This is a genomic window from Methylophilus sp., from assembly GCF_052173275.1.
In the GTDB taxonomy this organism is placed as follows: domain Bacteria; phylum Pseudomonadota; class Gammaproteobacteria; order Burkholderiales; family Methylophilaceae; genus Methylophilus.
Map to the genome: position 1 here is coordinate 2,323,233 of NZ_JBQMUL010000002.1, position 12,743 is coordinate 2,335,975.

13 protein-coding genes are annotated in these 12,743 nt (G+C 51.0%); 1 reads left to right on the plus strand and 12 read right to left on the minus strand.

Features of this window, described 5'->3' with window-relative positions; genetic code table 11:
• Window positions 1–118: 118 nt before the first annotated feature.
• Window positions 119–1,183, minus strand: a complete 1,065-nt coding sequence (locus ACTS9Y_RS12330) for a DUF481 domain-containing protein (protein ID WP_442586223.1) — start codon at window positions 1,181–1,183, stop codon at window positions 119–121.
• A 237-nt stretch (window positions 1,184–1,420) separates the two neighbouring features.
• Between ACTS9Y_RS12330 and ACTS9Y_RS12335 the strand changes: the two genes are divergently transcribed.
• Entirely contained in the window at window positions 1,421–2,257 is an 837-nt protein-coding gene (locus ACTS9Y_RS12335; RefSeq protein WP_442586224.1) for a class I SAM-dependent methyltransferase, read from the plus strand.
• An 83-nt stretch (window positions 2,258–2,340) separates the two neighbouring features.
• On the opposite strand, the gene ACTS9Y_RS12340 is transcribed toward ACTS9Y_RS12335, so the two are convergent.
• The 11 genes from ACTS9Y_RS12340 to ACTS9Y_RS12390 all read right to left on the minus strand — a co-directional run bounded on the left by ACTS9Y_RS12340 (window position 2,341) and on the right by ACTS9Y_RS12390 (window position 12,743).
• Window positions 2,341–3,042 (minus strand): OmpW/AlkL family protein, encoded by a 702-nt coding sequence (locus ACTS9Y_RS12340; RefSeq protein ID WP_442586225.1) that lies wholly within the window; start codon window positions 3,040–3,042, stop codon window positions 2,341–2,343.
• Between the two features lie 175 nt (window positions 3,043–3,217).
• Window positions 3,218–3,577: a hypothetical protein gene (locus tag ACTS9Y_RS12345; protein WP_442586226.1), complete on the minus strand. Its 360-nt coding sequence runs from the start codon at window positions 3,575–3,577 to the stop codon at window positions 3,218–3,220.
• A gap of 277 nt (window positions 3,578–3,854) precedes the next feature.
• Window positions 3,855–3,926: a pyrroloquinoline quinone precursor peptide PqqA gene (gene pqqA, locus ACTS9Y_RS12350; RefSeq protein WP_081624291.1), complete on the minus strand. Its 72-nt coding sequence runs from the start codon at window positions 3,924–3,926 to the stop codon at window positions 3,855–3,857.
• Window positions 3,927–4,059: 133 nt separating this feature from the next.
• Window positions 4,060–5,340, minus strand: a complete 1,281-nt coding sequence (locus ACTS9Y_RS12355) for a DUF3526 domain-containing protein (RefSeq protein ID WP_442586227.1) — start codon at window positions 5,338–5,340, stop codon at window positions 4,060–4,062.
• The gene (locus ACTS9Y_RS12360) at window positions 5,337–6,743 is read right to left on the minus strand and encodes a DUF3526 domain-containing protein (protein WP_442586228.1); all 1,407 of its coding nucleotides are present in this window, start codon (window positions 6,741–6,743) and stop codon (window positions 5,337–5,339) included. Before ACTS9Y_RS12360 ends, ACTS9Y_RS12355 begins: the two co-directional genes overlap by 4 nt.
• Window positions 6,740–7,450, minus strand: a complete 711-nt coding sequence (locus tag ACTS9Y_RS12365) for an ABC transporter ATP-binding protein (RefSeq protein ID WP_442586229.1) — start codon at window positions 7,448–7,450, stop codon at window positions 6,740–6,742. The genes ACTS9Y_RS12360 and ACTS9Y_RS12365 overlap by 4 nt, the downstream gene beginning before the upstream one ends.
• Window positions 7,447–9,540, minus strand: coding sequence for a TonB-dependent receptor (locus tag ACTS9Y_RS12370; protein WP_442586230.1), 2,094 nt, complete (start codon window positions 9,538–9,540; stop codon window positions 7,447–7,449). The genes ACTS9Y_RS12365 and ACTS9Y_RS12370 overlap by 4 nt, the downstream gene beginning before the upstream one ends.
• A 261-nt stretch (window positions 9,541–9,801) precedes the next feature.
• A complete protein-coding gene (locus ACTS9Y_RS12375) occupies window positions 9,802–10,482 on the minus strand; it encodes a DUF1826 domain-containing protein (RefSeq protein ID WP_442586231.1) in 681 nt (226 codons plus the stop codon).
• Window positions 10,483–10,491: 9 nt separating this feature from the next.
• Window positions 10,492–11,724 carry a zinc metallochaperone GTPase ZigA gene (zigA, locus tag ACTS9Y_RS12380; RefSeq protein WP_442586232.1) on the minus strand — a complete coding sequence of 411 codons (1,233 nt, stop codon included), beginning with the start codon at window positions 11,722–11,724 and terminating at the stop codon, window positions 10,492–10,494.
• Window positions 11,725–11,745: 21 nt separating this feature from the next.
• Entirely contained in the window at window positions 11,746–12,150 is a 405-nt protein-coding gene (gene dksA, locus ACTS9Y_RS12385; protein ID WP_442586233.1) for an RNA polymerase-binding protein DksA, read from the minus strand.
• A gap of 131 nt (window positions 12,151–12,281) precedes the next feature.
• Window positions 12,282–12,743 carry a Fur family transcriptional regulator gene (locus ACTS9Y_RS12390; protein ID WP_442586234.1) on the minus strand — a complete coding sequence of 154 codons (462 nt, stop codon included), beginning with the start codon at window positions 12,741–12,743 and terminating at the stop codon, window positions 12,282–12,284.

The window sequence follows — 12,743 nt, forward strand, 5'->3', positions numbered from 1 at the left end:
TTCAACTATCGCTGCGGCACATGTTTTCTGATTGCGAATGTTGCAATGGCCAACGCGATGATTGGCCATTTTAACATTCAAGCGCCTAACGCGCTAAATTTAGCAATAGTGTTGAAACTTACTTCCAGGTATATCCCAATGTGAACAGGGCGCGGGTGTCGCCTTTTCTTCTATCATCCGCCGGACGACTATCCAGGTTGTAATCAAGCTGGGTGGTCGCGCTCAGGCCCAGGATAAAGGGGAAGCGTAAGCCGGTAGAGCTATAAAGCAGGATTTGCGATGGCGCGCGCGGGGTGTATAACACCTCGTGTCTATGGAAGGCCTGCACAAATGAATCAAACAGGTATTGGTTATAGTTGACCGCCCAACGCAAGGCGCCATGGTTCTCGTCGGTTTCGTCATAGTAATCCTGTTTGATCCAGGACACACCGCCTTCCAGCGACAGGTTCAGTTTTTCACCTTCGAATATCTGGTAACCGGTACCGACACCGTAGGTGCTGCGCAATCTGATATCACGGAAACGGTCTTTTTCCTGGATGGTGTTTAGGTAAGTAAACCATTTTTTAGTGAAGAAGTGATCGTACTGGCCGCGTACGCGCAGGTTATTCTGCGTTTGCTCATCGTTATCTTGCGCCCAATAGGCGTAGCCTTGCACCGTATACCTGTCTTCCAGGCCACGGGTAATCGATTCGCCGTTAAACTGCATATTGCGGTTTTTGCTATTGCCGTTGTTGAAAGTGCCGCCCAGGTTCAGGTTACCCGTCCAGACATAGCCTTCGCCTATCAGGTCTTTGGTCGGGTTGATGTATTGGATTTCTGCCAGTTCGGTATCGATTAACTCTGTTTTACCATCTTCATCCAGAATGGCCTGCCCGTTCTCGCCATGTTTCAAGTAACCAGTCACGACAGTCTGGTCAGACAGCATCATGGTGTAGGATTTTTCGGCGTCTATGCTTTGAATATCTGCCCAATTCAATTTGATTTCGCCGGCATAGCTGGTATTTATCACCACTTTATCTGTGATCTTGACCACCAGGGTGCCGGTGATCTTGTCTCCATTTTTGAGCCAGACACTGTCTGCAAACGCGGTGCCTGAAGAACATGTGATGAACGCAGCTAAGCTGTACAGAAGGGGTTTGAATCGACTTTTATTAAGGGCCTTGCTCACTACATTGAAAAACATTGATACTCCCTTATTAAATTTGAATACGTACAACATTCGACGTATTAAAAACTGTATACATTGCTAAAAGGTTCAATAAAACCTGAAAGCGCGTAGCGCTTAAGATTCAGCTATCTGATAGGGTAGTCAGCAAAAAAACGGAGGAGTTCCCGAAAAGTAAAAGCGGTAAACGACAGATGCAAGCCACACGTCTATGCTGCTACACTAGCATATTGCTATTTTAAAGCAGTAGGACGCATGGTCAAAACGATATTGCCGCCCGAGGTAAAACCGGGCCAATCCATTCCATTATTACAAGCACTGCATATCCTGACACGGGACGGTAAACTCAATCAGGATAGCCGCCGTAAACTCAAGCAGGTGTATCACCTGGTCAACTTCATAGAACCGTTGATGCAGACTGTGATGACTTCGCAACCTGATCCGGTTCTGGTGGATCATGGCGCCGGTAAATCATACCTGGGCTTTATTCTGTATGATTTATTGCTGAAACAGCATGCTGGCGGCCAGGTGATAGGGATAGAAAACCGCGCCGAGCTGATAGAAAAATCGCGGCAGTTAGCCAGCGAGTGCGGCTTTGACCGCATGCAGTTTGAGCCCTTGAGCGTGGCGGACGCCATGCATTCACAGCAACTGCCCGACAAAGTGGATATTGTCACCGCATTGCATGCCTGTAATACCGCTACCGACGACGCTATCCAGTTTGGCCTGCAAAAACAGGCGCAATATATGGTGCTGGTGCCTTGCTGCCAAGCAGAGGTCGCCGAGACCATGCGCTCGCACAAGGCCGAGTCACTGGCGAAAACACTGTTGGGTGAGCTCTGGCGGCACCCTATCCATACCCGTGAATTCGGCAGCCATGTCACCAATGTGTTGCGCTGCCTGGAGCTGGAAGCGCATGGCTATCAGGTGACAGTGACAGAACTGGTGGGCTGGGAACATTCCATGAAAAACGAATTGATCATTGCCAAATTCACCGGCCAGCGTAAACGCAGTGCGCTGGAGCGCGGGCAGCAGTTACTTGAGCAGCTGAATCTGACCAGCCTTGCCGCGCGCTTCAACCTGAGTAGCTGATGCGCGCTGCGTAAAAAAACCTCTGATACCGCAAAGTATCAGAGGCCAAATGGAGCTACAACGCCCCAGGGAAGAGACTTGAATTAGAAGCGTTTGCCGACGCCGATACTCAGTACCCATGGATTCACATCCAGCGAGTCGATTTTAGCCCAGCGGTTACCAGTAGTTGCACTCTTCATTTCAACGTCGGTATCAATCCAGAGGTATTTCACATCCGCATTCAATAACCAACCATCTTTGAGGTTGATATCTATACCCGCCTGCAGGGCAGGGCCAATGCTACTACGGTCGATTTTTATTTTTTCGCCAGCAGTTGCACCAGAGGTGAAACGCAGATTGCGGTCCAGCATAAATGTCGCATTGATCCCGGCACCTACATAAGGATCAAAGGTCTGGTCGGGGTTAAAGTGCCATTGTGCTGTCAATGTGGGCGGCAGCGCATCAATGCTACCCAGATGCTGGTTGCCAACCACGCCAGCGCTGTCGCCACTGATTTTCACATCATGTTTGCTGCCCAGCGCCAGTATCAGTTCGGTAGCGATGTTTTTAGTCCAGTAGTAACTAATATCTAGCTCCGGGATCGTGTTGCTGTCGACTTTCAGGTCTGCACTTGGCGTCATTACGCTGGCACCCACTGCCTTGTTGACGGTGCTGCCCAAGCGGCTGCTTTCGTTAGGGCTGATATTGGTGGCGCGCAGGCGCACGACCCAGTCGCCTTGTTCGGCATGACTATTCATGGCCGGCAACAAGGCTGCCAGCATTAAACTGATTGCGGTTTTTTTCATTGTGATCACTCCATCTAGTGCATTGAACTTGATGGCATTGTAGGAGCGTCAGGTAAAGCAGGTATTGACCCAAATCAATTAATTTACATAAATGGTTTGGGTCTATCCAGGGTGAATGGATGATTGGATTAGGGTGGGTTTGAAAGACTCACAAGGGTAAAGCCAAGCTGAGTTTTTAATAGTTACTGCGACTTTTCCAGGCCTCATCCAGTACTTTTGATTTTTGCTCGAATATGGCTTTTCTCGATTCGAGGTCTTGTTCTGTCTGTGCTTTTTCAGTCTGGTATTGCTGCAGTCTTTCCTGCTCTTTGGCGACTACTGCTTCTTGGGATTTGATGCGCTTATTCAGGTCTTCCAGCTTGCTCATGGAATCGCCGACCGCATCACGCGCCGCAGCGGCATCGTTTTGTTCTGGCAAAATGCTACGCGCAGAGGCTGATTGGCTATAGGTTGCGACCATCAGCGTAGCCATGATCAGTGCTGCCATGACAGAAGAAGTAATGAATGGTGTAACAGAGAGTTTTTTTACTTGCATGGATGACTCCGTGAATATAAACAGGTGATGGAATGCCTTGGTTAAATTGTACTAGCGAATATCGCATTGGCAAGCCATTGTTTTTTAGTAAGCCGGTTTGACATAAGGTTCCGGGGATGCTCTGTCTATCCTGCACACTAGGTTTCAACAAAAGACGCAATAAGAGGTGCAATAAAGGGCGCATAAGCTGAAAGTCGCAGTAATGGAATGCAACAAAAAACCCGCCATCGGCGGGTTTTTTATTCAGCTTAAACTTGTTTCAAATACAAGCGCTGAATTATTTGTTCATGACGTACATGGTCACTTCAAAGCCAAAACGCATTTCAGTAGCAGCTGGTTTAGTCCACATGATGATCTCCTTTTGGTGATTAAGTGCATCTCAGTGATGTACTTGTATGACTCCCACTATACGCCGGTGTTTCAAAATGACCCTGAGGCGATCACGTAAAAACGGCTCATGATTTTACGTAGTTTGTGCAGGCTTAGAATGGATTTTTCGGCTCTTCGCTTGCATCTTCAAACGCAGGCAGCTGACTAAAGGATTCAGCCGTAAATGGTTTTTCCTCAAACAAATATGGGTAGGCATCATGCCGCAATCGTGTGTGGAAAGCCGTGATGCGTTGTCTATGCGCTAGCAGGTCGGAGACATTGCTGTGCGAGATGTCTTCCAGGCTGCGTTGCACCCATACTGCCGGCAAAAAGTAGCCTAGCAAGCCGGTCGACCGGTCTCTTTGCCTGAGCGCTTCTTCACGTGCGGCGACTTGTGTCGCCAGTTTCACATCGGCCATATGCTGGAACGCGTAATACCATTTCCAGTGGAAGCGCTCGGTGACTGGCGGTGTATCTTTCCATTGCGGATACAGCGCATAAAACGGTGTCAACGTGTCGGTTTTAGGCAGATCCCAGGCACCATGTACTGCCTGCCGGTGCTGCAAGGCGATCTGGCTGCCGTCCTGCACCGGGTAACAATGATGTAACCATAGCTGCGCCAGGTTAGGTAGCACGATACAGGACAGTAACCAGAGGCTGGTTAAAGCAAGCGCGTTCAGGTTGGCATTGAGTGCACGCCTGCGCAGGCTGAAAGCCGCACAAAGCGCTGTCCAGAGTAAGGTATACAGCAGCGTAATGGCCAGCACCTGTAGCAATGGCGCCAGCGAAAGGCCCTGACTGGCCGTAAACAGAATGACTGGCAACGAGAAGGTCAATGCGATCAGCAGCCAGCGTGAGAACACGCGCTGAGCCCAGAAGCGTGCTGGCTGGGCGGTCAGGCTTTGTAAAAACAGCAGTCTTTGCGCCTGATGCTCACTGGCTTTGAGGTCATGCAGCAGCGCGATACACAGCAGGGGCGCAAAAAACACCAGCCAGAATGCATAATCGAAACCGCCGAGCATGACATATTCAGGATGGTGCGATTCACCATCATAAAGCTGCCCCTGCAAACCTAGCAAACGTATGCGTTGCACATAAGGTGTCACCAGCTGGTTACCCAGTGCGATAAAACTCCATTCGTCCGGGGTGTGGTAAACATTATGGAACACGTAGTAGCCGACTTCGCCTACATCCATGGCGTCATGCTGGCTGTGCTGCTTGAGGTAATCCTGCTTGCGCAGTGTTTCCTCCTGTTTGGCGTGATTGATTTGCGACTGGATATGGCTGATATTCTGCCATCCATTCAATAAGCTAAAACCGGTCAGCAACAGGTTCAGCAATAGCAGTATCAGTATGCTGCGTTGCTTGAGTAATAAAAGGATTTCTTGTTTCATGTGCGTTGGGCTACTTTCATCAGCAATACACCCGGGATCAGTATCCAGGCCAGCAATACCAGTAGCGCCGCTGCAATACTGTGGCGGCTGACTGCTACTGGCGCCAGGGTAATGGCAGGGCGCGGGGCTTTCTTCCAGAAGTCGGCAGAGACGCGCGTGTTTTTATCGTCGTGCTGGCTGACTTTCAAGGTATGGATCTGGTTCAGGTATTGAATCAACTGGTAACGACGGCTTTCTGCTTGCCGGATAAACGCCTGGTGATGCGCCAGGTCGTTGCCACTGCTGGCCATCTGCACATATTGCAGTGCCAGGGCCGGTGTGAGCCACAGCCAGTGCCGTATGCTGGCATTTTGCCGGTTGAGTTGTGCATCGTGCAGGGCTTGCTGCTCGCGGTAAACGGCAGTGGTCAGGCGTTCGCCTTCCTGCATCAGCAGGCCGTGGTAGTTGACTGGTAGATCCTCAACGTTTGTAACTTGGTATTTTTTGAGGATGCCGGCTTTAAACGCCGCAAAATGCGGGTCGTCCGGGTTGTGGCTGTCGCCCAGAGTCTTCAGTTTGACTTCTGCGTGATGTTCAGCCTCGGTGCGTGGCTGGGTCGGGTAGGTCATCTGTGCCAGGTTAGCCAATCCACGCGGAAAAATAATACACACGCATACCCAGCACAGCAGCAGGGTCAGCAAGGCGCCATGCAATTGGCGGCTGAACCACGACACCACAATCACCAGCAGGCACCAGCCCGCGATATACATCGCCTGCGCCAATAGCATCAGCGATAAGCGTAACAAGGCCTGCTCACTGCCCCAGCTCCACGCCAGCGTCAGCGCCGCTTGCAGGCACAGCAGCGTAAACAGTGGCAGGAACAACGACAGCCATTTGCCTGCTGCAATCATCCACACCGGCGTGCCGTTGCCGCGCATGAATGCCAGTATGCCGGTGATTTTTTCGGCGGTGATAGTGGCATAGGCGATCATGATCAAAAACAGTGGCATCCACCATTGCACGATCATGGCCGGGGTGATCAGCGGGAAGCGGCCCAGGCTGGTTGCCTCGGTGGCCGGGTTGAAATTGGCGCTGTTCAGCCGATGTGCTTCCAGGTAAACCAGGTGCCCTGACTGATCAAGGATGCCAGGTTCGATGACGCTGAGCGGGTGCAAGGGCTTGGGCACGAAATCACCATAATGGGAGACCCGGTGCGGGTGGCGGTCAGGTTGTGATTGCCAGTCCTGCTGGCTGCGTTGCGTGACTTCTGCCACCGTATTGGCATGGTCTTGCCAGTGGTGATGGGCGGCGAGGGCCGCAATGGCCCATAGCGCAAGCAATATCAGCATCAATAGCGCCGGAATACGCGCGCGCCACAACCGTTGCCATTCGTTGCAGGCGATTTTCCAGACGAGTGAAGTCATGCCTGCCCCTGATACAGTCGCTTGAGGCTATCCAGTGTCAGTGACGACTGATCTATGGTGACTGGCTGTAACTGCCCGTTTGCCAGCATCAGCAAGCGATCTGAAAACGCCATTGCGGATAACACGTCGTGCGTCACCACCAGTATGCCCATGCCGCGTGCTTTGCATTGCACGATCAGCTGGTTCAATTCTTCTGTGGCCTGCGGATCCAGCCCGGAGTTAGGCTCATCCAGCAGTAACAGTTTGGCCTGTTTCGCCAGTGCAAATGCCAGCATCACTTTTTGCTTCATGCCTTTGGAGTATTCACTACAAGGCCGATGCCACGCATGCTGCGGCAAGCCCGCCATGGTCAGGCAGATATCGATATCTGCAGTTTGGTTGATAGCCCCCAGGCTGAGGAAGTAACGGATATTTTCAAGCGCTGACAAATGGCCATAGACCGCCGGTTGCTCAGGCACATAAGCCAACTGCGAGAGCGCCTGGTGGCGTGACTGTTCAAGGTCTACCCCTGCAATCTGGATAGTGCCTGTCTGATGTGCAGCAGTATGCAAGCCGAGTATGCTTTTGAGCAGGGTAGACTTGCCTGCGCCGTTACTGCCCAGTACCGAGACGACTTCTCCCGCCGGTAAACTAAAATCAAGCTGATTAAGTATTTCACGCCCGGCAAAACGCAGGCTGAGTTGTTGTATCGAGAGTAATGCGGTCATTTGAAATCCACTGTTGCGGTGAGCATAAAGTTACGGCCAGCACCCGGTGCGAAATTGAGCTGGTTTAAAGCCCCGGTGCTGGTGAAGTCATATACATATTCATAGTATTTATCGAAAATATTGTTTGCCAGCAAGCTGACGCGCCCCCAGTTGGTTTTGTAATCGATATTGGCACTGGTCAGCGTATAAGCGCCATATTTGCCGCCGTTATTGCTTTCGTTGACGTAATACGCGCCTTGCCGGTCGATATGCAAGCGGGCGATCCAGTCGGAGTGAGGCGTAAACTGCAATCCTAACGAAGCAGTATGGTCCGGGATGCCGCGTATGCTATGCCCTTTGAATCCTGGATTCTGGGGGTTGGGCTCTTCGATCTTGGCATACACCTTAGACACATTGCCCCAGAAACTGAAGTAGTCATTTAACTGATAGTCGAAGCTGGCATCCAGCCCTTGTCTGAGGGTGGAGCCTAAAGGACGGCGGAAACCATCAATATTGATAAACTCATCTTTGGCCTTTTGCTGCCAGTATGAAACACGGGTATTCAAGGCGCTGTGCCATGCACTTTTCAGCCCAAGCTCCCAGCCATCATTGACGGCAACGTCCACAGGGGTACGTGCACCAGTAGCAGCATCGAACTGGTTCAGGTTAATCCCCGTCAGGGTCTGAAAACTGCGGCCGGCATTGGCAAACAGGGTTTGCTGCGCGCTCAGGTTGGCAAATGCATTAAACTTGGGCTGCACAATGGTGGGTGAGTCAAACAGGTCTGTATTGATCTGCCTGGTCGGGTTTGCATTCGTGCCAATAATAATCGGCTCATTCGCTTTTGCAGTCAGCCGGTCTGCACGCAGGGCAAAGTTCCACCGCAGCCAGTCAACTGGCGTGTTTTCCAATTTGGCATAAATGCCTTGCGCAGTGAAATCGTAATCAGCTTTGGTACGAATGACGTTCACCCCGACTGCATTCACCCTTTGGTTAAACTGGCTGACTGCCTGATGTTCAATATCATAGCCCGTTTCAAAGCCCCATTGCGGGTTGATCTTCCAGTTTAATTTTGCAATCAGCCCGGTGGATGTCTGCTCGTCCAGGCGGTTTTCTACATTGGGCGAACCGACAAAACGTACATTGCGTTCACGGTCGAAATTCTGCCAATAGGTTTTTACGCTCAGGTCCACGTCATCATTAAAGAAATAGTCATAGTGCAAGCTAAGGTGCTTGGTTTCTTTTTCACCACTGTCATTTAATGCATTAGGTGCGACGCCTGTACGATTAGTCCGCGCCTGTGCCTTAGGCATATAGCCCGGCGCTTCAGGGGAGTTGTATTTGCCATATTTGGCACTCAAAGCCAGGGTGGATTGATCAAAATCCAGCTGCCAGCGGCCGGATAAGGCGATTTTTTCATTTTCGGTATGGTCACGGAAACCATTGCCTTTTCGATAGCCGACCGCATAATTCTGGGTGAAATTATGCTGCTTATCACCAAAGTAACCCTGCATCTCACGGGTATTGAAGCTGCCATAGCCAAATTGCAATTGCCTGCCGGCATCTTTACGCGTTTCAACCTTGTAATTACCAGCCGTGGCAAACAGGCCGGTGGTCGCATCACTGGTGCCTTTGAATACCTGTATGTTCTGGATATTTGTCGGAAACAGGTAATCCAGCTCGCTCAAGCCAGAAAACAGGTTGGAAGGAATACCATCTACCAGCAATTTGGCGTTCGGTGTTTCGCCATCGCCACTAAAGCCGCGGATAGAGATTTCAGTATTCACAATGCCCTGGCTGTAGCGCGACAGCACTACGCCCGGCGTTTTGCTGAACAACTCCAGGGTGTCAGTCACATGCTCATATTCCAGTTCATCACGCGTGATGACATCGACAGAGCCGGCCAGGCTTTTATCGGTGGCGGAGACTTGCTCTTTCTTGCCCATGATAATGACGCTATCCAGCTCAACACTCACGGTTTCTTTTGCTTTATTCTTTTGTTTGCTGCTTTCGCTGGCTTTTTCTAATGCGATTGTTTCTTCGGCATAGGCCGACACAGCGGGTAACAACAGGAGTGCCAGCAGGCTGGCAATCTTTTTTTGTTGCATCATGATTCTCTTCCCTGGGTATATGAGTATTTATTTAATTAGAGCGACATGGCTTTTCTGGTTTTGCCTAAGCGATGCATTGTCATTTCTTAAGGTCAAGTTTTTAAAGTGATTAATAATCATTATAAATGTGTCCATTTGGCTTTCTCACTATAAAACCTGTATTTCAAAGACAAAAAAACACCACATGGACCGTGTGAAGCTTTTATGAAGTCTGCTGTCACTTTTGTGAGCATTTTTTGTGGTGTTATGCATACCATAGATTTACCAGATGGCATCTAATGCCAGAACAACGCGGGTAGAAGTGACCGGCATATGTGGCGATCGATGAATAGCACCAGCCTGTTGATTGCCTTGCCACAAGCTGCCTTTGAGGAGCACCAGTGCCTGCTCGGGCGCCTGGCGTATGCCTTTTGGGTGCATGATCAGCGCCTGGTTAAAATTCTCCTGGGTTGAATAGGCGCTGGCGAGTGCGTTTCTATCACAAAATGCTTCCTCCAGCCATTCGGTGCCTGGCCCAAGATAGGTACACAGCAGGCGGATGCCGGTGCGGTCAATATGGAATTTAGGGCACATGGCGCGTGATAATACTTCCAGCCGGATACCCACCTTAGGGCAATCCATCAGTTCCGCATAAAGGTTGGCCAGTGCACTGATATCTGTTAGCAAAGCCTCTTTACCTGCGGCATCCGGCAAGCGTATCTCCGCATCGAGCCGGGCGGGGCTGATCTGGGCTTGTCGCAGTGTCATCCTGTACCCGGCGCCCAGTCGCTGGCTAACTTGTTGCAAATAGCTGGTTAACTGCGCTTGCTCAGGCCTGGCAACGATTGTGACTTGTTGCGATGGCTCAAAGATAGACAGTAGCGCCATAGGGTCGAAATTAAGTTTTTCTACAGACATGGCTGCCATATTTGTCGTTACTTCAGCAGGCATTTGCGCGGTCATAAACATGGCTTAAACTGTCGCCTCGGCTAGCAGGGGTGCGGCTTCTTGCGGGCTGCCAGACCAGCGTGGAAAAGGGTCAGGCAATGTACGCCATGCCTGCATACCCATACCAGCTTCAGCCTCGGTCAACAGGCAGGCATCGAATCTTGCCGTCAGTGCGGCCTGATCCATGCCCATGCCTATGATGACTAACTCCTGCTGACGGTCACCATACGGGGCTTGCATGCGTGAGCGTATGTATTGCAGGCTTTCGGCATCTTGTGGCCAGTCATGGCTGGGCGTTGCCGCCCACCATATGCCCGCCAGATCGGTTCTGGTGACGGCGCCTGCCTGCGACCACATGGCACAGAATTCTGGTTGTGAAGCGATCCAGTAACGGCCTTTGGAACGCACCACGCCTGGCCATTCGGTATTCAGCCATTGCCATAAGCGTTGTGGATGGAAAGGCTGGCGCGCGCGGTACACAAAGCTGGAAATGCCATACTCTTCAGTCTCGGGAACATGTTCACCACGCAGTTCCTGTAACCAGCCTGGCGCTTCGGCGGCCTGGTCAAAATCAAACAGACCGGTATTCATGATGCGGTTGAGCGGCACTTTGCCAAAACTGCTGTGCAGAATCTGTGCACGCGGATTGAGTGCTTTGAGGATGCCCTGTAATTGAGATATCTCATCCAGCGTCATCAGATCAGTTTTATTCAGCACCAATACATCGCAAAACTCGATCTGCTCTACCAGTAAATCAACCACAGTGCGTTCATCTTCATCCCCCAGGGATTCGCCACGGTCACTGAGCAGTGCCTGTGAGCTATAGTCTTTAAAGAAGTTATAGCCATCGACAACGGTGACCATGGTGTCCAGCTGTGCAACATCTGCGAGTGACGTGCCATCCTCATCGGCAAAAGTGAATGTTTCCGCAATAGGTAAGGGCTCTGAAATACCCGTAGTCTCTATCAGCAGGTAATCAAAACGGTTTTCTTTTGCCAGCCGCGTGATTTCGACCAGCAGGTCTTCACGCAGGGTGCAGCAGATGCAGCCATTGCTCATCTCCACCAGTTTTTCTTCCTGGCGTGATAGTTCGGCGCCACCGTTACGCACCAGTTGCGCGTCTATATTCACCTCGGACATATCATTGACGATCACTGCTACCCGTTTGCCTTCGCGGTTATTGAGGATATGGTTGAGCAGGGTGGTTTTGCCAGCACCGAGAAAACCGGAGAGGACTGTGACAGGGAGTTTTTTCATGGGATGTTCCTTCTTGCTGGCTTAATGATTGAATTGGCGTTCGCGGCGCTCGTGACGTTCTTGTGCTTCCAGGCATAACCTGGTGGAAGGCCTGGCGATCAGCCGCGCCAGGCCAATCGGCTCGCCGGTTTCTTCGCAATAGCCGTATTGGCCCTGGGCGATGCGTACCAGCGCTGCGTGTATGGTTTTAATATGCTTGCGTTCACGCTCGCGCGCCCGCAGTTCCAGGCCGTGGGTTTCTTCCTGGGTGGCTCTGTCGGCCGGGTCCGGGGTTTCCTGGTGGTCGTGGAGGTGCACACTGGTCAGCAACAGATTGGCTTGTAGTGTGTCCAGCTGCCATTCAAGCAGTTGTTTGAAAAATGCCAGTTGCGCCTGGTTCATATAGGCGTCTTCTGGCATGGAGAGGAGTTGAGCGGTGGTTAACATTATGGTGCAACTTTGTTGCAATGCAATTTTGTTGCATTCTAAGTGAATGTTATTTTAATTGCAACTAAGTTGCAATTTATAGTTATTTCAACAAGGAGGGTGAAAAATTGGGGATTACCAAATTGATAACACTAAGACTTCTGACAATCCAGGCACAGTCCTTTGAGACTGATCTCGATATTCGATACCTGGTAAGTATCAAACAGTGATTGTGGGATATGGGCCGCCAACTCGTGGATGCACAAGACGGTGCCGCATTGCTGGCAGTGCAGATGTGCATGACCGTGGTTATTTAACAGGCCAAGGTGGTCCTTGCGCCCGGTGTCTACGCTGCGGAAATTGCGTTTGGGTGCATTGAGCTGGAATTTCCAGGCACGGTCATCGCTGGATATTTTATGGATCAGGGTGTTTTCCAGTAACCAGTCCAACACGCGATAGACGGTGACACGGTCTATCTCTACCCCTTGCAGCGCCGCGAGAATATCGGTGTGGCTCAGTGCAGTGGTGGAGTGTAGCAGCGTGTTTAAAACGGCAGTTCTGGCTTTGGTAGGACGCAGGCCTGCGTCAGTCATTAATTGTTCGGCGGTCAGCAT

Bases quoted from the DNA above. Each gene is read 5' to 3' on its own strand.
- ACTS9Y_RS12335 (WP_442586224.1), top strand. From the start codon at position 1,421: ATGGTCAAAACGATATTGCCGCCCGAGGTAAAACCGGGCCAATCCATT.
- ACTS9Y_RS12370 (WP_442586230.1), bottom strand. From the start codon at position 9,540: ATGATGCAACAAAAAAAGATTGCCAGCCTGCTGGCACTCCTGTTGTTA.
- ACTS9Y_RS12375 (WP_442586231.1), bottom strand. From the start codon at position 10,482: ATGACCGCGCAAATGCCTGCTGAAGTAACGACAAATATGGCAGCCATG.
- ACTS9Y_RS12355 (WP_442586227.1), bottom strand. From the start codon at position 5,340: ATGAAACAAGAAATCCTTTTATTACTCAAGCAACGCAGCATACTGATA.
- ACTS9Y_RS12390 (WP_442586234.1), bottom strand. From the start codon at position 12,743: ATGCTGACCGCCGAACAATTAATGACTGACGCAGGCCTGCGTCCTACC.
- dksA (WP_442586233.1), bottom strand. From the start codon at position 12,150: ATGTTAACCACCGCTCAACTCCTCTCCATGCCAGAAGACGCCTATATG.
- ACTS9Y_RS12345 (WP_442586226.1), bottom strand. From the start codon at position 3,577: ATGCAAGTAAAAAAACTCTCTGTTACACCATTCATTACTTCTTCTGTC.
- ACTS9Y_RS12365 (WP_442586229.1), bottom strand. From the start codon at position 7,450: ATGACCGCATTACTCTCGATACAACAACTCAGCCTGCGTTTTGCCGGG.
- ACTS9Y_RS12340 (WP_442586225.1), bottom strand. From the start codon at position 3,042: ATGAAAAAAACCGCAATCAGTTTAATGCTGGCAGCCTTGTTGCCGGCC.
- ACTS9Y_RS12360 (WP_442586228.1), bottom strand. From the start codon at position 6,743: ATGACTTCACTCGTCTGGAAAATCGCCTGCAACGAATGGCAACGGTTG.
- ACTS9Y_RS12330 (WP_442586223.1), bottom strand. From the start codon at position 1,183: ATGTTTTTCAATGTAGTGAGCAAGGCCCTTAATAAAAGTCGATTCAAA.
- zigA (WP_442586232.1), bottom strand. From the start codon at position 11,724: ATGAAAAAACTCCCTGTCACAGTCCTCTCCGGTTTTCTCGGTGCTGGC.